The sequence below is a fragment of the Saccharococcus thermophilus genome (genome assembly GCF_011761475.1).
Lineage (GTDB): Bacteria > Bacillota > Bacilli > Bacillales > Anoxybacillaceae > Saccharococcus > Saccharococcus thermophilus.
This window is the reverse complement of record NZ_JAASRS010000001.1, coordinates 276,616-298,065: the sequence shown is the minus strand read 5'-3', so window position 1 is coordinate 298,065 and position 21,450 is coordinate 276,616. Positions and strand designations below refer to the sequence as shown.

The following is a 21,450-nucleotide window of genomic DNA, read 5'->3' as shown; positions in this document are numbered from 1 at the left end:
GCGCTTGCCGCAGCGCCGGTTTTTTGCTTTGTCACAAGCACTTTTCTACCTTATCGAAGTGATTTGTGCTATGATTAAATAATACATTATCACCGATACATAAGAAGGAGGATGCATCATGGCAATGCCTAAAGCACTGACGATCGCCGGTTCCGACAGCAGCGGCGGCGCTGGTCTTCAAGCGGACTTAAAAACGTTTCAAGAACTTGGCGTATATGGAATGACCGCCATTACAACCATCGTCGCAATGGATCCGCATAACAACTGGTTCCATCAAGTGTTTCCGGTCGATCTCGCGACGATTGAAGCACAGCTCGAAACGATCATCGTCGGCGTCGGAGTCGACGCGATGAAAACGGGGATGCTGCCGACGACAGATATTATTGAACTCGCGGCAAAAACGATCGAAAAACATCAATTAACGAATGTCGTCATTGATCCTGTCATGGTGTGCAAAGGAGCCGATGAGCCGCTCCATCCAGAAAATACAGTATGCTATCGCGAAGTGCTTGTGCCAAAAGCGACAGTGGTCACGCCAAACTTGTTTGAAGCGGCGCAGTTAAGCGGACTTCACCGCATCGAAACGGTGGAAGATATGAAAGAAGCGGCAGGCCGAATTCATGAGCTTGGCGCCAAATACGTCATCGTCAAAGGCGGGCGCAAAATTCCGCATGAAAAAGCGGTCGATGTGCTATACGACGGCCAAACGTTCGAATTGTTAGAGTCCGACCGCATCGAAACGACCTATACACACGGCGCCGGCTGCACGTTCTCGGCAGCCATCGCGGCTGAGCTGGCAAAAGGCAAACCGGTAAAAGAAGCGATTGCTACGGCAAAAGCGTTCATTACCGCAGCCATCCGCCATTCGTTCCCGCTCAACCAATACGTCGGCCCAACGAACCATGCCGCGTACCGCCGCTATCAACAACAATAAGGCAGGAGAAGGCATCTCCTGCCCTCTTTTTTTGCTTTATACCAAAAAACAAACGTGATAATATAAAAACAAAAAATTACAAAAGAAGGATGTGTGATACGATTGCGGGTATCTGCTGTACAATACCATTTGCATACGATTGACTCATTCCAGCAATTTGCCGATCAAGTAACCCATTATGTGAAAACGGCGCAAGAGTTTGAAGCGGAGTTTGTTTTGTTTCCGGAATTTATGACAACACAGCTTTTGTCCATTCCATCCAACACAGGCAAAACACCAACGATCGATGACTTGCCAAATTATACAGAACCGTATTACGAACTATTTACTTCGCTGGCGAAAGAAACCGGCATGTACCTTATCGGCGGCACGCACGTCATCCGCAAAGACGGAAAATTGTACAATGTCGCCCATTTATTTACTCCAGACGGACAAATCCATCAGCAAGCGAAACTGCACATTACCCCAACGGAAGTAAAGGAATGGGGCATTGCTCCAGGAGAAAGCGTCAATGTGTTCGAAACGGAAAAAGGAACGATCGCGCTGTTGACGTGCTATGATATTGAATTTCCGGAGATCGTGCGCATCGTGCGCGCCAAAGGAGCGGACGTCATCTTCTGCCCATCGTGCACGGACGACCGCCATGGGTTCCATCGCGTCCGGTATTGCTGCCACGCGCGCGCCGTCGAAAATCAAGTGTATGTTGTCACGACAGGCACGGTCGGCTCGCTGCCAACCGTTGACTTCATGCGCGCCAACTTCGGCCAAGCCGCGGTCATTACGCCAAACGATATTCCGTTCCCGCCGCGCGGCATTCTAGTCGAAGGAGAAATTAACGACGACATGATTGTCACCGCCGACCTCGACTTGTCGCTGTTATACAAAGTACGGGAAAAAGGCGCGGTGACGACATGGCGCGACCGCCGCACCGACTTGTACCCGGACTGGAAATAAGGGAGAGGGGTGAACCGATGAAATACGTACGAATTACAAGCATTGACAACCCGCTTTTTGCAAAAATGTATGAGTTGCTACAAACGGTATTTCCAGAAGAAGAAGTGCTCGAATTTGAGCTGTGGAAAGAACCGCTCCAAGACCCGAATTTGCGCGTCTGTGTTGCCGTACTAGACGACCATGTCGTCGGCGCGACCGAATACCGCTACTACCCGGACATGAACGTCGCGATGACGGACTTTACGATCATCGGCAAAGAAGGGCTTGGCATCGGCCGCTTTTTAATGGAACACCGCGAGAAAGATTTGCTAGACATGGCCGCCAAGCACGGCAATAAGCTATTGGGCATGTTTGCGGAAATTTACGATCCTTATCGCGTGCAAGACCATTCGTTCGGCGGCATTAAGCCGATGGACCCTTATGTCCGCCGCGAAGTGCTGTCCCATATCGGCTACCGCAAGCTTAACTTTCCATACGTCCACCCTTCATGGAAAAATGATGGGGAAGCGGTATCGGCCCTTGATTTTTGTTTCCTGTCCTATAGCCATAAGGGAGACTCGCTGCCGGCCGACCTCATCGTCCGCTTTCTTCAGACGTACTACGCGATTTTGCCAAACAAGTCAGACGCCTGGCATGACATGATCAAAAACTTAAAAACGAAAACGGAAGTGGAATTGCTGCCGATTTAAACGAAAAAACCCGGACACGACAACGTGTTCGGGTTTTTTCTTATCTCCCTTCCTTTGTTGTCCTTCCTGCCATCACAACGAAAGAATATTATTTTTACAATAATAATCATAATTCCCCAATTGTTTAAAACATAAATATAACTGCAGATTTCCCAAAAATAAAATTGAATATTCAATTAATTTATAATATAAAAATAAACCAACTGCTTCTACTACATTATTTTATAAAAATGAATATTCATTTATTTCAAGAATATTATAAATTATAATTCATCTAATAGAATATAATAATAAAGAGGTTTATTCGTGCATTATATATTAACCAAAATATTCAAATAATTATTTTTATAAATAGTATTGCATAAACGTAAAAATGTTGATAGATTGATAATATATAATCATCTATTAACAATGGCACAAAGGGGGATGTTTATCATGATAAAAAAAGGAACAATTATCGCTGTAGTGATTGCATTGCTTACAGCGTTGGCTGCATGCGGAAAATCAGCGGAACCGAGTTCTTCGTCTTCTGCGGGAGGAGAAGAAGCAAAGAAAAAAGTCATCGTCGGAACAGACGCTGCGTTTGCACCGTTTGAGTATATGGATAAAGGGAAAATCGTCGGTTTTGACGTTGATTTGTTAGATGCGGTAATGAAAGAAGCAGGCATTGACTATGAATTAAAAAATATCGGCTGGGATCCGCTATTTGCCGCATTGCAAAGCAAAGAAATCGACATGGCGATCTCCGGCATCACGATCAATGATAAGCGGAAACAAACATACGATTTCTCCATTCCTTATTTTGAATCCACTCATATGATTATGGTGAAAGAAAATAGCCCAATCAAAAACGCGCTTGACTTAAAAGGAAAAGTCATCGGCGTCCAAAACGCTACGACCGGGCAGGAAGCAGTCGAGAAATTGCTGGGCAAAGACAATAAAAACATTAAAAAATTCGAAAACACAGTTGTGGCAATTATGGAATTATTAAACGGCGGTGTGGATGCGGTTGTCACGGACAACGCAGTGGCAAACGAATATGTGAAAAACAATCCGGATAAAAAAATCAAAACCATCGCCGATCCAGACCATTTTGAGTCTGAGTTTTACGGGCTGATGTTCCCGAAAGGAAGCGACTTGAAGCCAAAAGTGGACGAAGCATTGAAAAAACTGATAAAAAGCGGCAAATACGCCGAGATTTATAAAAAATGGTTTGGAACAGAACCAAAGGTCGATAACTTATTGAAACAACAATAACCGCGCAAACATTCAAAAATGCGTAACTACTTATTTAGTTACGCATTTTTTATAAGAAAGGTGAGGGCTATGGATTTTCGTTTCGATATTATTCAAGAATATGCCCCGTTTTTCCTAAGTGGGGTGTTATTAACGATTGGGGTTTCGATCGCTGCTATCATTGCCGGCTTGATTCTCGGTCTTATGATCGGCCTTGGCAAAATGTCCGCGAAGCGGCTCATCCGCCTTCCGTTTGAATGGTACATTAACTTTTTCCGCGGCACGCCGCTTATCGTACAAATGTTGCTTGTACACTTTGGAGTTATGCCGCTGTTTTTTGCCCAGCCAAGCGCGACCGTCTCGCTGATTGTATCGCTGTCCTTAAACTCGGCAGCATATGTCGCAGAAATTTTCCGCGCCGGCATTCAATCGATTGACAAAGGGCAAATGGAAGCGGCCCGCTCGCTCGGTATGACGCATGCTCAAGCGATGCGCTATATTATTTTGCCGCAAGCATTAAAACGGATGATCCCGCCGTTTGGAAATGAGTTTATCGTTTTAATTAAAGACTCGTCCCTCGGCCTTGTCATTGCCGCCCCAGAGCTTATGTATTGGGGAAAAGCAGCTGCAGGAGAGTACTACCGCGTTTGGGAACCATATTTAACCGTGGCGTTTATTTATTTGCTTTTAACCCTTTCCCTTAGTAAACTACTACATTATTTGGAAAGGAAGTATTCAAACCAATGATTAACTCACATTTCGCACCCTAACAAGGTCAAAACAAAGGATTTTTTATTTAGTTTTTCAGAATAACTTTTTGACCAACACAACGAGCGATGGCAATCCTTTTTTTACCATCGCTGGTCGTTCCGTATCACGTTACACGTAGATGCTCTCATCCATGCCCAATCCCTGCAGAATCCTTCGCTGATCAGGGGTAAGGGAGCGATCCAGTGAGCGTTGGATGCGCCCATCCGGCAGCTTGAACAGGACGACGTTCACATATTGAAACAGCTGAAAAATCGCCTGTCCCGTCGGCCGGGTCAGCTTGCGGCCTCCAGGACCCTTCAACGGGTGTTCTGGAGTAATAAACTGACGCACTCGGCGCTGAAAAACGCGGTAAATAGCCAAGGCCAACAGAAACAAATAGCCTAATACTGCGACCCGTTCTGGTTTTTTGACGTAAATCTCATCCGTGAAAAACGGATCTTTCAAAAAAGCGAAGTTCATTTCCACCGAGATCTGCCCTTTATACAGCTTCAAGATCTCTTGGGCATCCATGGGTTGGCCCTTCCATTCCTTCGGAACGGTCGTGACAAGGACAAACCGGGACGCTTTCCGTCTCGCCTGTTCCCACGCGTCTTGGTCGAATTCGACGTCAAGGTGCAAGAAATACAGCGTCTCCACCTCGGGTTCCGCCCCTTTTTTCGGCCGTCCGCGCCGTTTTTTCAGGCGTACGATCTCTTCGACCGCGGCCTCAACCCGATGAAACCGGGGGCGAAGGGACGCCTTGAGGGACGCCAAGGCTTGTTCGGCATCTTCCCGGCAGGAGAAGGGGTGACGCTCCCAACGGGCTTGTTCCTCGCGAAGAAGCTCCGCTTCTTTGGTTCGTTCTTTTTCAAGCGTCTTTCCTTTTCGCTGGTCGAGCGCGCTCGATTCAACAACGATCAGCCGAACGGGGTGGCCTTCATACGTCGAGGCCGTTTCCCATACCCGGTACGTGGCGCCGTTTCTCTCCGCCAACGTAAAGGGATCGCTCCACGTCGTGTCCTCAGCATCCGCTTCGGCCAGCGCGGTTTTCACGATCCGGAGCGACGAAGGGCCTCTGGTGATCAAAAAGGCGTTGGCCGCTTTGGTTTGCGCCAGGGTCTCTTTCGTCATCGCGGCGGAATCGGCCACGTAAATCCATTCGTCTTCGATTTTGGCCTGCTTCAGCTGTTCATGGACACGAGACAGCACCTCGGGATTCCATGTTTTATCGGGCAGGTTGCCATCGTGCACATCGCCGTAAAACGGGATGCCGTCCTCGTTGCCGACCAGTCCGAAACCGATCTGTTTTTGCCAACGATGATGGCGGTTGTAGCCATGTGTGATTTGTAAGGCCTCTAACGAGGCCGATTCATACGCGCCGTAAACGGTCTTGTCCGTCGTATCGGCGTGGAAGGCTCGGAGGGAAAGGCCTTCTTTTCGATAAATATGAATCAAGCAAGTGCTGATGACGTTGTGAATGCCAGCCTCATACAGGCGATCGAGATGACGGGCCAACGCATCGTCGTTCAACCAGGAAGGATGGAGATCGGGACGGATGAGTTTCTCACAATCGACCTCCTGAGCCCAATGTTCCAAGTGAACAAGGGCTTGCCGGCCGTCAAACACATTGTAGAGGATGGCCTGAACGGCATCGCTGACTCGCGTTTGGCACTGCGGATCGACGGGCACGAGATGGTCAATCAATTGAGGCAGACCCAGTTTCTTGAATAGGGCACTTATTATATTCAAATAAGAATTGCGATAGACCTTTTTGACTTGAACGTTCATAAGTGAAAAACTCCTTTACGTTCCTTGTGTGTCAAGGATTCATTCGACATCGGAACGAAAAAATCCTCCCGATTTTCGTCGAGAGGGTGCGAAATGTGAGGATTAAAGTAAATAATTTAAAAAAATCATTTGGCGACCTAGAAGTGCTGAAAGGAATTAATGCCCATATTCGCGAACGGGAAGTCGTCGTCGTCATTGGCCCATCCGGTTCCGGGAAATCGACCTTTTTGCGCTGCTTAAACCTTTTAGAAGACTTCGATGAAGGGGAAATCATCATTGACGGAGTCAACATAAAAGAAAAGCAGACAAACATTAACAAAGTGCGCGAAGAAGTCGGAATGGTATTCCAGCGCTTTAACTTATTCCCGCATATGACCGTGCTCGATAACATCACACTCGCTCCAATAAAAGTGCGGAAATGGCCGCGTGAAAAAGCAGTAGCAAAAGCAATGGAGCTGCTTAAAAAAGTCGGACTGCAAGAAAAGGCAAACGTCTACCCGGATTCGCTATCGGGCGGACAGGCGCAGCGCGTCGCGATCGCTCGCGCCTTGGCGATGGAACCGAAAGTGATGCTGTTTGACGAGCCGACATCCGCCTTAGACCCAGAAATGGTCGGAGAAGTGCTGGCCGTCATGAAACAGCTCGCAAACGAAGGAATGACCATGGTTGTCGTGACACACGAAATGGGCTTTGCCCGTGAAGTCGGCGACCGCGTCCTGTTTATGGATGGCGGCTACATCGTCGAAGAAGGTACGCCGAGTGAAATTTTTGATAATCCAAAACATGAACGGACAAAATCGTTTTTGTCGAAGGTGCTGTAACCTCGTATTTGCCTTGTTGCCGCAATGAAGCGACAAGGTTTTTTATGGACCACAGCAGCAAAGGCGCTGGCACGCTGCTTCCATGCGCAAACACATAGCCCTGGTTTTTGCGCCTGCAAAAGGCTGGAAACCAGGGCTATATTTATTATTTATACCGAAGCGGTTTGAATCCGCTTTAATTCCTCGCCTAAAAACTTGGCCACCTCTAACATGCCAAACTTGCCGGCGCGCGCCTCCGCCTCCGAGTTGTAATTCGTATTGGTGTTGACATCATAAGTAAAAATCGTGCCGTTTTGATCGCGAATAAACTCGATGCCGGCGATGTGAATATCATTGGCGCGCAAAAACTGCTCATATTTCTCAAGTATCGGATCGGAAAAGCCGTCTATAATTTCAAATTTCGGACGCATTGCCGTTTCACCGACTGGACAGAACAAATCGCCGATTTGGCAAGCATCCGCCGGGCAAAGTTCAAACCCCTCCGATGTGTCTACGCGCACGGCGTACATGAATTTTCCGCCGACAAATTCACAACGGGTGATGAACGGCTCCGGCGCTTGAATATATTCTTGCACCAGTGTAATGCCGTCGACCGAATCCTCAAAAGCAGGGCTTTCGAGATACTGCCCAAGCGCTTCAATGGAATGGAACAGCTGCACACCAAGCCCTTTTCCAGCGCGGTTATGTTTCGTAATGAACGAAGGCGCGCCAAGCTGTTTCGCCGCTTCCATAATTTGTTCCTTGCCGACGGCGGCAATCGTTTTCGGCGTGCGGATTCCATGCGCATTTAACGCCGTATATTGATTTACTTTGCTCACTTCTAAACGCAGCGCCCTGCTTCCGTTAAACACCCGGCGCCCATGGCGCTCGAGCCAGGCGAGCACCGCTTCCGTGAATTCCGGAGCAAAACGATGCCCCCGCGTATGGGAAGAGGCGCTCATCCGGTTGTAAAATACCCCTTCCGGCGGCGTCGCCGATAAATCGATCGTCCCCTTGTCTAAAAACCATTCTTCATAAGGCAGACCAAGTTCATCCAACCGCCGCGTTAAATGCACGGTCCATTCGCTATTTTCATGAATAATGTAAATTTTGCTCATCTTATTTTCCCCCTTTTGCCGCAAGCGAATTCCGTCGCTCCTCGACAAGCGGCATTACTTGTTTGGCAAACTGCTCCATTTCCTCCAATTGCGGAGAAAATTGTAATAATAATAAATCAACCCCTGCAGCTTCATACGCCAAAATGCGATCGGCAATTTGCTCCGGCGTGCCGATGAAGTTTGGCCGCAGTCCACGATTCGATACGGAATAGTCTTGCAATTTTAACTGCAACTCAAGCTGGGATTTATTGACGAAATCCTTATATCCTGCATAGCCGCTCGATAATTTGACGTCGGTAATGCGCTTTAATTCCGCCTGCGCTTCCTCCTCGCTGTCGCGGCAAATGACAAACGCCGCCATGCCAAACGAGCGAAACGGCTCTTTTCCCGCCTGTTTGCGTCGCTGCTTCATATCAGCAACTTTGCGGGCGATTTCTTCGACTGTTCCGCCATGCATCACATACGCATCGCAATGCTCCACAATCGCTTGTTTTCCCCGTTCGCTCTCGCCGCCGGCGTACAAAACCGGATACGGCTTTTGTACTGGTTTCGGTGCTAAATGGGCACCTTTTACTTCATAAAATTTTCCCCGGAAATCAAATACATCGTTCGTCCACATCCCTTTTAACACTTGAACGAATTCTTCCGTGCGGTCATAGCGCTCATCATGTTCGGTAAAAATGCCGCCATATTGACGTGCTTCTTCTTCCCACCATGCTGATACGACATTCAGCGTGAAGCGGCCGTTGCTGATGTGGTCAATATTGGCCGCCATTTTCGCCGTAACAGCCGGATTATGGAAACCGGGACGGACTGCCGCCATAATTTCCAATTTTTCTGTCACCGCCGCCAGCGCCGCCGCGGTCGACCATGCTTCCAGCGAATCGCTCTCCGGTCCTTTTATATCATTTAAATACAGCTCGGCGACTAATGTCGTGCTATATCCCCATTGTTCCGCTTTTTGCGCCACCGTTTTGGCATATTCAAACGTCGCCGGCATCATTTCATCATCAACATTGCGCAGCCATCCTCCGAAAATCGGCAGCCAAAACCCGTATCTCATCTTGCTCCTCTCCTCCCCCATGAACCGGAAAAATAAAAAACTTCTTCGATAAGAAGAAGTTTTTGCTTCATCTTATCCTCCAGAACCAACCGTTCTGCTGGAATTAGCACCTTTCTGACGAACATCAGGGGCTGCTGGGCTTCATCGGGCCAGTCCCTCTACCTCTCTGGATAAGATTTACTATTTCGTTTAATCTCCGTTTTTTCCGCTTTATTTTATCTTCTTTCTTGGATTTCTTTTATCCTATCATAGCGTTATATTTGCCGTCAATATATAAAAAAGCTGGCTCTCCTACATAGAGAGAGCCAGCGATTCCGCATTACAATACGAATGACATCGTCCAAACCGACCCGGCAACAACCACTATCGCAATAAAAAAGGCATACGCCATATTGATCGTTTGAATTTTGCCGCTGTCGCTTTCCGTCATATGCATAAACATAAATAGCTGCAAGCTTGCTTGAATGATCGCAAAAATGACGATGACGCCAATAATCGCCTTCACCGTTAATCCCGAAGATAGCGCGACCCAAAGCGCAGCGAACGTCAGCACAAGCGAGAGAATAAATCCAATGATATGTTTCCAAGGAAATGATTCATGGTGATTGTTTGCACCCATCCTAGATCACCATCCCGGTCAAATAAACTAATGTAAAGATAAAAATCCACACGACGTCAAGGAAGTGCCAATACAAGCTGACGATAAACACTTTTCTTGCCGTCCGCGGCGTAAATCCGCGCTGCAGCAGCTGAATGATAATTAAAATCATCCAGCCAATCCCAAGGCTGACGTGCGCCCCGTGCGTTCCGACAAGCACGAAAAAGCTAGAGAGAAACGCGCTTGTCTGTATCGTTGCCCCTTCATGGACATAATGAATAAATTCGCGAATTTCAAAGGTAATAAACCCTGCGCCTAAAAGAAGCGTCACCAACAGCCATGCCAACAGCCCGCTCATGCGGCCGCGGCGCATTTCAAAAATGGCGAGTCCGCACGTAAAGCTGCTTGTTAATAGAAGCAACGTTTCGATTAAAACATCTTTTACCTCAAATAGGTCTTTCGCGGTCGGGCCGCTTCCCGTACGCTGAAATAAAACAAGATAGGTGGCGAACAAGGTCGCAAACAACGCGACCTCGGCGCCAAGGAAAATCCAAAATCCTAAAATATTTAAACGGCTTTCTTCCGTCCGATACTCGAGCGGCATCGTTTCATCATATCGGTGAGCTGCTTCTGCCATCCGTTACGCCCCCTTCCGTGCCAAACGCTCCGTGCGTTTAATCTCGTCCACGCTAATGTAATAGCCGTCATCATCGTCAAACGAACGGAGAATTAAACCGAGAATAATGAAGATCGCAGCGATAATCGCCAGCGTAAACCATTTAAAGACAAGACCAAAGCCCGCGAAGAAAAACGCAATCGAAATCAAGAACGGGCGGCCTGAGTTGCTTGGCATATGAATCGGCTTTAATTGTTCTTCTTTTACTTCAAATCCGTTGCCGTTTTTCTTCATCACCCAATAAGCGTCCAAATCCGTTACTTCCGGAGTGATTGGGAAATTGTAGTGCGCTGGCGGTGAAGCAGTCGCCCACTCGAGCGTGCGTCCGTCCCACGGGTCTCCGGTCATGTCGCGCTCGCCGTACCGCGCGCTGTAATAAATGTTATAGCAAAGCATGATAAAGCCGATACCCATCAGCGCCGCGCCAATCGTCGCGACAACGTTCAGCGGCGTCCAGCCAAGTCCGGCAGAGTACGTGTACATGCGTCGCGTCATTCCCATTAATCCTAAGAAATACATTGGAAAGAAGCAAACGTTAAATCCAATCATAAAGAGCCAGAACGTCCATTTTCCTAAACGTTCATTTAATAGATGACCAAACATTTTCGGATACCAATAATGAAGCCCAGCAAAACAAGCAAACACCGTACCAGCAATTAATACATAATGGAAATGGGCAACTAAGAAATAACTATTATGATATTGATAGTCCGCCGCTGCCATGGCGAGCATGACGCCAGTAACCCCGCCAATGACGAAGTTTGGAATAAACGCTAACGCCCAAAGCATCGCTGTCGTAAAACGAATTCTTCCTTTGCGCAGTGTAAATAGCCAGTTGAACACTTTTACCCCAGTCGGAATCGCAATCGCCATCGTTGTAATCGAGAAAAACGAGTTTACCGCTGGGCCTGCACCCATCGTAAAGAAGTGGTGCACCCAAACGAGAAAGCTTAAAAAGGCGATGCCAACGATCGAACCGACCATTGCTTTATAACCAAATAGACGTTTGCGGGCAAACGTGCTGACAATTTCCGAAAAAATCCCGAAAGCTGGCAAAACGACGATATACACTTCCGGATGGCCCCAAATCCAGAACAAGTTTGCCCAAAGCATGGACATACCACCGTTAGCCATCGTGAAAAATTGCGTGTCAAACAAGCGGTCAAACGTCATTAACGCTAATGCGACCGTTAAGACTGGAAACGCGAAAATAATGATTACACATGTAATTAAAACCGTCCATGTAAACATCGGCATGCGCATAAGCGTCATACCCGGCGCCCGCATTTTTAAAATGGTCACCAAAAAGTTAATTCCGGTCATCAACGTCCCAATTCCGGAAATTTGTAAGGCAACTGCGTAATAGTTATTGCCAACCCCTGGGCTAAATTGATTGCTAGCAAGTGGAAAATACGACGTCCAGCCAGCATCTGGGGAGCCACCAATGACAAACGAAATATTAAAAAGCAGTGCGCCAAAGAAAAAGAGCCAGAAGCTTAACGCATTTAAGTACGGATACGCGACATCACGCGCCCCGATTTGCAGCGGTACGACAACGTTCATTAATCCAATAATAAACGGCATCGCCATAAATATAATCATAATCGTACCATGCGTGGTAAAAATTTCATTGTAATGTTGCGCATTGAGAAATTTCAGATTCGGTGCCGTTAGCTGTGCCCGCATTAATAGCGCGTCTACGCCGCCGCGGAACAACATTAATACGGCACAAATAATATACATGATCCCAATTTTTTTATGGTCTACTGTCGTTAACCACTCATCCCAAAGCCATTTCCATTTTTTAAAATACGTCAACACAAAAACGATACCGATAATCGTTAACACAATCGCGACATCCGCTGCATAAATAAGCGGCTCGCCAGTGACAAAAAACTCGCTCCACTTCATATGCGGTTCCTCCTTTCCCGCCAATTAATGTGCGTGGCGATCGTTTTCCATGTTCCCATGATGATCGCTATGTTCTTCCTTGTTCGTATTGTTTGTATTGCACATATTGTCCATATTGTGGTTGTTTTGTTTCGCATGGTCTATCCACTCAAGATGCGTATTCAAAAACGTCATCCGTCCGACTAACCCAGGTTTTAAAATTTGCGCATATTTCTCTTTATTTAGCTTTGGCGCCGTTTGTTGCACTTCTTTTACCCATTTACCGAAGTCTTCTTTCTTCTGTGCGACAACTTCAAACTCCATATGCGTAAATTGTTTTCCTGAGAAGTTTGCGCTTCGTCCCATATAGGTACCTGGTTTGTCTGCTTGCAAAATTAATTGTGTTTCCATACTGTCCATCGCATATTTTTGTCCGCCTAATTCCGGCACCCAAAATGAGTTCATCGGACCGACGGATGTCAGTTTAAACTTTATTGGAACACCTGCAGGGATATTTACATAATTCACCGTTTCAATATGTTGGTCTGGATAGCTGAAAATCCATTTCCAGTTTGCCGCGGTGACATGGATCGTTAACGGCTTGACATCATGGCGCTGCGGTTTTTCGAGCGCAAACGTCGCTTTCACCGTTGGAATTGCCAACAAGGTGACAATCATAATTGGAATTGCCGTCCATACGATTTCCAATAATGTATTTCCCTCTTCTTCCGGTGGCTCATAATCGGCATTTTCCGGCTTTTCGCGATATCGAATCAGCACAACCGCAAATAATACGAAAACAACAATCATAATAAATGCCATAAAACCAATCGACCACATAATTAAATGATATTGTGTTTTGGCGACAGGTCCTTGCGGATTCAATACCGCTATCTTTTCACTGCAACCACTTAATAGAAGCAACAATGATAGGGGAAGCAATGAAAACCATTTCCGTCCCCGCTGTTTTGCCTGCTTCATCGGCATGCTTCCTCCTTTATGCTCGAATAACATGACTATTTGTTTCTAACATATCAAAAGTGAAAATAGTTGAAACTCATAAGAAGGTAATTTCATAAATTCGAAACACATTTGTCACAAACCATTCAATAATTGTTCAATAAATATTCACGATTGTGACTAAAAAATGAAATTTACCCAATAATATCCCTTTCAAAAAAAATTAACCTTCCCCATGAACTAGGGAAGGTTAAAAAGAATAGCCTAACCGTGCCTTAAGCTGTTTGCGAATGCGTGGATTTAACGTCTGCCACATCCATTTTTCATATAGTTCCTTTTTTTCTTGAAATGATAAATAATAGCGCTCGCCTGCTTGTTGGCGTGCTCTTTCGGTTACATCATATAATGAAAGCGCAGCTGCTACCGATATATTAAAACTTTGGACAAACCCATACATCGGAATCATAAACGTCGCATCGGCAACATGAAGCGCCTCTTGCGACACGCCGCTATGTTCGTTGCCAAAGAGAAGCGCCGTCGGTCGCGACACGTCGATGTTAGAAAGAGGAATCGTTCCTTCTCCAAGATAGCTGGCATACACTTGATATCCCTTTGCTTGCAACTCTTTAATCGCCGTTACAATATCCGGTTTTCGATAAAGCGTCAGCCATTTATCGGCATGCCGCGTCACTAAAGGATTCGGTTCAAAAGGCGCTCTTCCCGTGACGATATGGACATCCTGCACGCCAAACGCTTCCGCTGTCCGCAACACCGCTGCCTGGTTGTGCGGATCATCGACCGCTTCAGTCAACAAGGTAACATAACGCGTCCGCCGGCAAAGCACGTCATACATCCGCTTTAACCGTTCCGGCAAAATCATTTCCCAAATAGGACGCGTTTCTTCCGTCAGCAGTCCTTCTTCTTGCAGCTGTTCAATGAACGTTTTTGCTTCTTGTTCGTTCATTGCCATCACCTTCATTCCGCATAATAATTAAAGCGAATTTCATTTTACAAAATTTCAAGCACGTGGGCAATCAGGCCTGCAAATTACCAAAATGAATTCCCTCATGGGAAAGCATACTAAGTATAACAAGGCAAATTATAATATCCTAATTTTAAAAATATTATTAATATTATAATAATAAATAAAACATAGACTATTTACCATATAAATACATTTACAAATACTCATGAATTATGTATATTTAATGTAAACGTTTTATAAATTATTTTTTTCGCTATAATTTTGTTTATTTTTAGAAAAATAATCTTTGTCCTGACGGATGGGAGGAAACAAGGATGCAAATCTCAAAAAATGAACAAAAACTGCATCGCGGGCTAGAGGAGCGACATATTTCGCTGATGTCCCTTGGAGCCGCGATTGGGGTTGGCTTATTCCTCGGATCAGCATCAGCGATTAAGCTGGCGGGGCCAGCTATTTTACTGGCATACGCGGTAAGCGGCGCGGTCATGTTTTTTATTATGCGCGCTCTCGGAGAAATGGCCGTCGAAAATCCCGTCGCCGGTTCCTTTAGCCGCTATGCGCACAACTATTTAGGACCGCTTGCTGGTTACTTAACTGGATGGAACTATTGGTTTTTATGGGTCGTTACCTGTATAGCGGAAATTACCGCTGTCGGCATTTATATGCAGTTTTGGTTTCCGGATACACCAAGATGGGTATGGGCGTTAGCAGCTTTAGTACTGATGACGACTATCAACTTTCTCGCCGTAAAAGCATATGGAGAATTAGAATTTTGGTTTGCCCTTATTAAAATTGTCACGATTGTATTTATGATTGTCGTCGGCTTGGGCATGATTCTGTTTGGCATCGGCAACGGCGGAATCGCCACCGGCATCAGCAACCTTTGGAAACATGGCGGCTTTTTCCCGAACGGCATTACCGGTGTATTAATGTCCTTGCAAATGGTCATGTTCGCTTATTTAGGCATTGAAATGCTTGGCGTCACTGCCGGCGAAGTGAAAAACCCGGAAAAATCGCTCACTCGGGCCATTAACAGCGTATTTTGGCGCATTTTAATTTTCTATGTCGGCGCGCTGTTTGTCATTATGTCGATCTATCCATGGAATGAAATCGGGCAAAAAGGAAGCCCGTTTGTGCTGACGTTTGAAAAAATCGGCATTCACACCGCTGCGGGAATCATCAACTTTGTCGTGTTAACCGCGGCCTTGTCTTCCTGCAACAGCGGTATCTTTAGCACCAGCCGGATGCTCTTTAACCTTGCCGAACAAAAGGAAGCGCCGTCTTCTTTCGCCAAATTGACGAAACGCGGCGTCCCTGGAATCGCACTGATCGTTACGGCCATCGCAATGCTGTTTGGCGTTTATTTAAACTATGTATCCGAGAAAGTATTTCAATGGGTAACGAGCGTCGCCACATTCGGCGCGATTTGGACATGGGCGATTATTTTGCTGGCGCAATTGCAGTTCCGCAAACGCTTAAGCCCAGAAAAGCAACGACAATTAAAATACAAAGTGCCGTTCTATCCTTACAGCTCTTATATTTCTCTCGCCTTCCTCATCGGAGTTGCTGCTTTAATGGGCTACTTCAAAGATACACGAATCGCGCTCATCATCGGACCAGCCTGGCTCATCTTGCTCGTGGCCGTCTATTATGCAAAAGGCTTGCATAAGCGGCATATCGAAGCTGCGGACAAAAAGCAAGTCGGCTAAACGAGACATCCATCCCCTTGCCATCTACCTAGGGGATGGATGTTTTTTTATCGCCGTCTTCATGTCGTTTTTGTACTTTATTTATGGCCTTCATGGCCTTCGTTGCGTTATTTTCCTTTCTTCATATTTTCTTTCCAACTGCTCTAGCTCGTTTGTTACTTGCTGGAGCAGCTCTTGTATTCGCGATGCCCTTTCTTCATATTTTGTCTGCTCTAAAATGGCAAATTCATATAGTTCATTTTCCCCCGCTTGGGAAGCGATTTGCGCTTGGTACTTCCGCTTATCCGCAAGCTCTCTCGCCTGATTGTATTCGCGCGTGAGTTCTGTCTTCAATAGGTGCTGCCGCTCAAGCAAATGACGAACCCTTTCTACCTCCTTTTCGCATTGCCGTAAATATTCATTTAATAAGGCAATTGGATTTTGCTTTTCTTTTTGATTGATCATCTCATGCAAATCAGCCATGATGATATTTTTAATTCTCGTCAATAAATCGGCCACCACGGTTTTCCTCCTTTAAAAGCTTCGTTCTAACTCTGCCCACTGCTTTTCAAAATGAGCAAACGGGTCATCGATTTCCTTCGTCTGTTTTGTTTCATTCCATTTTTTATAAACTACATACAACACATACGCTGCGGCAACTGCAATGAGCGCAGGCGCATTCAAAGCGGAAGCAACGAAAGCGATAATTCCGACCGCGATCCAAAACAGTTTTTTCATCGTTGTGTTCGCTTTCATCCATCGCTTCCATGCGTAATACAAAATGACAAGGCTCACTGCTAAAACGGCGAGAGAACTGATGTTTGCAAAGAACATAACCGCCGCAATCGCACCGATGATAAACAATCCAAGCTTTTTCACCTTTTTCTCCTCCTTTCTGTCTTCCATCCTACCAATCATTCCATATTTCGCTAATGAGCCAAGGTGTTATTTTTCTCTAAGACTTGAGTCGTAATTTTCTAATCAACATCTGTATGGTTTCGATGCGCACCATTTACGTGACATAAAAAAGAAGGCTGCCTGGTCGGCGCCTTCCTATTCCGTCGCTTTCATATACGCTTGTTTCGGATGATTCGGCTGATCTGGATATTTCAGACGGATTTTTCCTTCCTCTAATAGCTTGCCTAAATAGTTGTTTCTTAATCCATCCGGCGTTCTTTCCAATAGTGCCGCTAATTCCTTTAACATCAACGGCCTTTGCTCACAAAGCTGCAAAATGATATTTTCCATCACACTTGGAGGCAATCGTTTTTTCTTTCTTGCTAACTCTGCGATATTCCATAGTTTCTCATCGATTTCATCAGAGGATAACTCATTATTTACGGAGTTGAGCAAGCTATTTACGGAGTTATCCCCTTTATTTATGGAGTATACATCACTATTTACGGAGTTAGAGTCTATATTTACGGAGTTTCGTTTGTTATTTACGGACTTTTTGCGATTATTTACGGAGTTAGGGTCGTTATTTATGGAGTTAAACTCCTTATTTAAGGAGTTGAGATTGTTATTTACGGAGTCCGGTTCTTCGTCCATAAATGAGATATCGATGTCTTCCTCATCATGCTGTTTCATATTTTGATATATATCTGTTTCATAAGTAGCCGCTGTTTCAGCTGGAAAATGAAATGGATATAATACAACGATCGTCCGTTCCGGATTCGAATGTTGAATAAATTCTGGCTGCTTCCAGCGCCGATCGTTCCAGGTAGCCGCAATATGTCTTAAACCAAATCCGGCCCGTTTGCAAAGGCCAATTAAAATAAACATTTTAAATAAATTCGGATTGCGAAGATTGCTCATATGTCCGGAAAGAGCGGAATCGACTGGGATGCGGAACAGCCCTGGATTGGCAAAACGAAATATGCCATTTTCTTTTTCGATGATAATGCCGCCTTCTCCTAAATAATCGGCATGCACAATCGCATTCATTAATGCTTCATATACCGCTGTTTGCAGCGCGGGATCCATCTCATGGCGCTGAAACTGCGATATTACTTTATGATAAAAATCATATAAATTACCTGACCACGTACCGTCCTGCGAGGTAAACCGCGTCGTCCAATCGCCGGTTACTATACCGTTCAAACTTTCCCGATATTCAAGAAAGTATTGTGGCAAAACTTCTGTAATGATGCGCTCTTCGCTAAACATTAACAATCCCGCTAATGTTACCCCTTCTTTGCTGCTGTCCCGCAGTTTTCCCCATGCACCAATTTTGTATAAAAATTCTTTCGTCTCCAGCCCATTCCATGGATGATTGGGTTTTACCGAAGCAAATTTTTCCCGATAACTTTTCACCGATTCAAAATTTAGTTCATTTAAACCGTAATGCTCTAAAATCGAGCTATCATGCCAGACAGCTGCATTTTCTTCGTGAAAATTTGAATATTTATTCACTCCCGATCTTCCTTTAACTATTATTTTTATAAAATATTCGGATCGTTCTTTACTCCTATTGTATCATCTTTCGTTTTTCTTGCGTGCAATTACCAAAAAAAGAAAAGCAGATGCCGTTCTTTACACCTGCCTTTCCGTACATCATTTTTTCTAACCACGGCGGATAGTTTTTCCCTTATCAAGCCAAACTAATAAAAACACGACAAGGAGGCTTGTGTGATATGCCATCTCTTCCTTCATCATTGGAGCCATATTGGCGGACATCAGTCGATCTGCCTTCGTTTCCAAAACTAGAAGAAGATATTCGTACCGGTGTTGCCATTATCGGCGGAGGAATCTCTGGAATTACCACGGCTTATTTGCTTGCTACAAAGGGGGTTCGTGTCGCTTTATTAGAAGCGGATCGCCTTCTTAACGGAACAACCGGGCATACGACCGCAAAAATTACGGCACAGCACGACATCATTTATGATGAGTTTATTCAACACCTTGGACAGGAAAAGGCAAAACTGTACTATGAGGCATGCATGGACGCATTGCATTTTATCCGCAATACAGTCAAGCAGCACGACATCAATTGTGATTTCAAGGAACAGGATGCATACATATACACTACTTCTTCCGACTCGCTAACGAAGTTAATCAATGAATGGAAAGCATATGAAAAGCTCGGCATTGACGGGGCGTTCTTAGAAACGATCCCGCTTCCAATCCCGGCGAAAGCCGCGGTCGTCATGAAAAATCAAGCGCAATTTCACCCGCTGAAATACTTAACGAAACTAGTCGACACTGTTGTCCAGGCAGGCGGAAAAATTTACGAACACACGCCCGCCGCCGACATCGAGCAAGGACAAGAGCTGACTGTCGTCACCCGAGACAAAAAGCGGGTGACGTGCGAACATGTCGTCATTTGTTCCCATTTTCCGTTTTATGACGGCGGTTTCTATTTCTCCCGCATGTATGCGGAACGCTCTTACGTATTAGGCGTGAAAATCGCTGAAGCCTATCCTGGCGGCATGTATTTAAGCGCCGATCATCCAAAACGCTCGATCCGCTATACGTCCATGAATGGGGAAAACTTAATTTTAATCGGCGGGGAAAACCATAAGACAGGACAAGGCGTCCCAACGATGCGGCATTACGAGGCATTGCAGTCGTTTGCCTCGGAGTTATTTACAGTGACCGACATCCCTTACCGCTGGTCGGCGCAAGATTTAACGACACTTGATAAAGTGCCGTACATTGGGAACATGACCGCGGACACGCCGAATATTTATGTCGCGACAGGGTACCGCAAGTGGGGCATGACGAACGGAACAGTGGCGGGGTTACTAATCAGCGACCTGATCCTGGGACACGACAACCGCTACCGTGACTTATATACGCCGTCGCGGTTTTATGCCGACCCAAGCGTCAAACATTTTCTCACACAAAATATCGATGTCGCGAAACACCTTGTTGAAGGGAAAATCGAAGTGGTCGTCCGCAAGCCGGAAGACTTGGCCAACGGCGAGGGCGCGGTCGTGACCGTAAACGGAAAGCGCGCTGGCGCGTATAAGGACGAAGACGGGACATTGTTCCTCGTAGATACGACATGCACCCATATGGGATGCGAAATTGAGTGGAACAGCGGCGACCGCACTTGGGACTGCCCGTGCCACGGCTCGCGCTTCTCCATTCACGGTGATGTCGTCGAAGGGCCGGCGAAACGGCCTTTAAACAAAATCGAGGATTATCCATCACAATAAAGGGCTGCCCAAATAAGGCAGCTCTTTTTCTCTTTCCATGAGGATGATGAATTTCGCGAACATCTTCTACAAGCCAAAACAAAAGAAGAAGTCATACGATTATTTGAACAAGTATAAACAAAAATATTTTTGTATAATGAAGTTAGGAAAACCTGTATAACTCTATAAAAGGGGTGATTTCCGTGCAAATCGAGCCAATTTTTCTCACTCCTATTTTTCAAGAACGAATTTGGGGCGGTACAAAGCTGGCAGAACGATTCGGCTATTCGATTCCTTCGCCGCATACAGGCGAATGCTGGGCGGTATCGGCCCATCCAAACGGGCAAACCGTCGTTCAAAATGGACCATTTCAAGGAATGACACTTGGCCAATTATGGGAAGAGCGGCGCGACTTATTCGGCCACTTTCCGTCGGACCGCTTTCCGTTATTGACGAAAATTTTAGATGCGAACGCGGATTTGTCGGTGCAAGTGCATCCCGATGACGCATACGCAAAAGAACATGAAAATGGCGAATTCGGAAAAACGGAATGCTGGTATATTATCGACTGCAAACAAGGCGCAGAGCTTGTTTATGGGCATCATGCAAAGACGAAAGAAGAACTGAAGGAAATGATGGAACAAGGACAGTGGGACAAGCTGCTTCGCAAAATCCCGATCAAGCCTGGCGACTTTTTCTATGTCCCGAGCGGCACGATGCACGCCCTTTGCGAAGGAACGCTCGTCCTCGAGACACAGCAAAGCTCGGATACGACCTATCGCGTCTACGACTATGACCGCGTCGACAGCAACGGGAAGAAACGCGAACTGCATTTAGACAAAGCGCTCGACGTCATTACCGTCCCGCATCACGACGCCGCTGTCCACCCGCGCGTCACACAAATGGACGGCGCTGTCGTTACCACCTTTATCGAAAGCGACTACTTTGGCGTGCAAAAGTGGGAAGTCGACGGGACTGCCGAATTCGAACAAACGCGGCATTTTTTGATCGTCAGCATCCTTGACGGACAAGGGGAACTCGTATCCGGGGAACGTTCTTACGCACTGAAAAAAGGAGATCATTTTATTTTGCCGCATCAATTTGGCCGCTTTGCCATCAAAGGAACATTAGAAGCAATCGCCTCATGGCCGCGCGCATAATACAAAGGGAGCTGTCTAT

Annotated in this window: 19 protein-coding genes, 1 pseudogene and 1 riboswitch; of the genes and pseudogenes, 9 read left to right on the top strand and 11 right to left on the bottom strand. The window is 46.1% G+C overall.

Annotated features, from left to right (window positions below; translation table 11 throughout):
* The first annotated feature begins 118 nt into the window (after nucleotides 1-118).
* The 5 genes from pdxK to BDD39_RS01640 all read left to right on the top strand — a co-directional run bounded on the left by pdxK (nucleotide 119) and on the right by BDD39_RS01640 (nucleotide 4,560).
* Nucleotides 119-934 carry a pyridoxine/pyridoxal/pyridoxamine kinase gene (pdxK, locus tag BDD39_RS01660; RefSeq protein WP_166907551.1) on the top strand — a complete coding sequence of 272 codons (816 nt, stop codon included), beginning with the start codon at nucleotides 119-121 and terminating at the stop codon, nucleotides 932-934.
* Between the two features lie 96 nt (nucleotides 935-1,030).
* Nucleotides 1,031-1,888 (top strand): nitrilase-related carbon-nitrogen hydrolase, encoded by an 858-nt coding sequence (locus BDD39_RS01655; RefSeq protein WP_166912214.1) that lies wholly within the window; start codon nucleotides 1,031-1,033, stop codon nucleotides 1,886-1,888.
* A gap of 17 nt (nucleotides 1,889-1,905) precedes the next feature.
* Nucleotides 1,906-2,577 carry a GNAT family protein gene (locus BDD39_RS01650; protein ID WP_166907548.1) on the top strand — a complete coding sequence of 224 codons (672 nt, stop codon included), beginning with the start codon at nucleotides 1,906-1,908 and terminating at the stop codon, nucleotides 2,575-2,577.
* 435 nt (nucleotides 2,578-3,012) lie between these two features.
* On the top strand, nucleotides 3,013-3,834 hold the full coding sequence (locus BDD39_RS01645; RefSeq protein ID WP_166907546.1) for a basic amino acid ABC transporter substrate-binding protein: 822 nt from the start codon (nucleotides 3,013-3,015) through the stop codon (nucleotides 3,832-3,834).
* A gap of 69 nt (nucleotides 3,835-3,903) precedes the next feature.
* Nucleotides 3,904-4,560, top strand: a complete 657-nt coding sequence (locus BDD39_RS01640) for an amino acid ABC transporter permease (RefSeq protein WP_166907543.1) — start codon at nucleotides 3,904-3,906, stop codon at nucleotides 4,558-4,560.
* Between the two features lie 132 nt (nucleotides 4,561-4,692).
* Here the strand turns inward: BDD39_RS01640 and BDD39_RS01635 are convergent, their stop codons facing one another.
* A complete protein-coding gene (locus BDD39_RS01635) occupies nucleotides 4,693-6,351 on the bottom strand; it encodes an IS1634 family transposase (RefSeq protein WP_015863777.1) in 1,659 nt (552 codons plus the stop codon).
* A gap of 95 nt (nucleotides 6,352-6,446) precedes the next feature.
* Between BDD39_RS01635 and BDD39_RS01630 the strand changes: the two genes are divergently transcribed.
* Nucleotides 6,447-7,172: an amino acid ABC transporter ATP-binding protein gene (locus tag BDD39_RS01630; RefSeq protein WP_380630423.1), complete on the top strand. Its 726-nt coding sequence runs from the start codon at nucleotides 6,447-6,449 to the stop codon at nucleotides 7,170-7,172.
* A gap of 149 nt (nucleotides 7,173-7,321) precedes the next feature.
* Here BDD39_RS01630 and BDD39_RS01625 read toward each other — a convergent pair whose 3' ends face one another.
* The 7 genes from BDD39_RS01625 to BDD39_RS01595 form a co-directional block, all read right to left on the bottom strand.
* The gene (locus BDD39_RS01625; RefSeq protein ID WP_166907541.1) at nucleotides 7,322-8,269 is read right to left on the bottom strand and encodes an ATP-grasp domain-containing protein; all 948 of its coding nucleotides are present in this window, start codon (nucleotides 8,267-8,269) and stop codon (nucleotides 7,322-7,324) included.
* A 1-nt stretch (nucleotide 8,270) separates the two neighbouring features.
* Nucleotides 8,271-9,332, bottom strand: a complete 1,062-nt coding sequence (locus BDD39_RS01620; RefSeq protein ID WP_166907539.1) for an LLM class flavin-dependent oxidoreductase — start codon at nucleotides 9,330-9,332, stop codon at nucleotides 8,271-8,273.
* A gap of 69 nt (nucleotides 9,333-9,401) precedes the next feature.
* Nucleotides 9,402-9,509, bottom strand: a riboswitch (SAM riboswitch).
* A gap of 142 nt (nucleotides 9,510-9,651) precedes the next feature.
* Nucleotides 9,652-9,951, bottom strand: coding sequence for a cytochrome aa3 quinol oxidase subunit IV (gene qoxD / locus BDD39_RS01615; protein ID WP_166907537.1), 300 nt, complete (start codon nucleotides 9,949-9,951; stop codon nucleotides 9,652-9,654).
* Between the two features lies 1 nt (nucleotide 9,952).
* Complete coding sequence (qoxC, locus tag BDD39_RS01610; RefSeq protein WP_166907534.1) at nucleotides 9,953-10,567, bottom strand: cytochrome aa3 quinol oxidase subunit III; 615 nt, start codon at nucleotides 10,565-10,567, stop codon at nucleotides 9,953-9,955.
* Between the two features lie 3 nt (nucleotides 10,568-10,570).
* Nucleotides 10,571-12,517 carry a cytochrome aa3 quinol oxidase subunit I gene (qoxB, locus tag BDD39_RS01605; protein WP_166907531.1) on the bottom strand — a complete coding sequence of 649 codons (1,947 nt, stop codon included), beginning with the start codon at nucleotides 12,515-12,517 and terminating at the stop codon, nucleotides 10,571-10,573.
* Between the two features lie 24 nt (nucleotides 12,518-12,541).
* Entirely contained in the window at nucleotides 12,542-13,477 is a 936-nt protein-coding gene (gene qoxA / locus BDD39_RS01600; RefSeq protein WP_166907529.1) for a cytochrome aa3 quinol oxidase subunit II, read from the bottom strand.
* A 229-nt stretch (nucleotides 13,478-13,706) separates the two neighbouring features.
* A complete protein-coding gene (locus BDD39_RS01595; RefSeq protein ID WP_166907527.1) occupies nucleotides 13,707-14,420 on the bottom strand; it encodes a TrmH family RNA methyltransferase in 714 nt (237 codons plus the stop codon).
* Between the two features lie 335 nt (nucleotides 14,421-14,755).
* Here BDD39_RS01595 and BDD39_RS01590 point away from each other — a divergent pair, with 335 nt between their 5' ends.
* Nucleotides 14,756-16,150 (top strand): amino acid permease, encoded by a 1,395-nt coding sequence (locus BDD39_RS01590; protein WP_208404314.1) that lies wholly within the window; start codon nucleotides 14,756-14,758, stop codon nucleotides 16,148-16,150.
* A gap of 111 nt (nucleotides 16,151-16,261) precedes the next feature.
* Here BDD39_RS01590 and BDD39_RS01585 read toward each other — a convergent pair.
* The 3 genes and pseudogenes from BDD39_RS01585 to BDD39_RS01575 all read right to left on the bottom strand — a co-directional run.
* Nucleotides 16,262-16,648, bottom strand: a pseudogene (locus BDD39_RS01585) (PspA/IM30 family protein); the annotation flags it as partial.
* A 15-nt stretch (nucleotides 16,649-16,663) separates the two neighbouring features.
* Nucleotides 16,664-17,008, bottom strand: coding sequence for a lmo0954 family membrane protein (locus BDD39_RS01580; protein ID WP_166907525.1), 345 nt, complete (start codon nucleotides 17,006-17,008; stop codon nucleotides 16,664-16,666).
* Nucleotides 17,009-17,182: 174 nt separating this feature from the next.
* The gene (locus BDD39_RS01575) at nucleotides 17,183-18,544 is read right to left on the bottom strand and encodes an ATP-binding protein (RefSeq protein ID WP_166907523.1); all 1,362 of its coding nucleotides are present in this window, start codon (nucleotides 18,542-18,544) and stop codon (nucleotides 17,183-17,185) included.
* Between the two features lie 221 nt (nucleotides 18,545-18,765).
* Here BDD39_RS01575 and BDD39_RS01570 point away from each other — a divergent pair, with 221 nt between their 5' ends.
* A complete protein-coding gene (locus BDD39_RS01570; RefSeq protein WP_166907520.1) occupies nucleotides 18,766-20,292 on the top strand; it encodes an FAD-dependent oxidoreductase in 1,527 nt (508 codons plus the stop codon).
* 182 nt (nucleotides 20,293-20,474) lie between these two features.
* Nucleotides 20,475-21,431 carry a mannose-6-phosphate isomerase, class I gene (gene manA, locus BDD39_RS01565; RefSeq protein ID WP_166907518.1) on the top strand — a complete coding sequence of 319 codons (957 nt, stop codon included), beginning with the start codon at nucleotides 20,475-20,477 and terminating at the stop codon, nucleotides 21,429-21,431.
* Nucleotides 21,432-21,450: the final 19 nt, after the last annotated feature.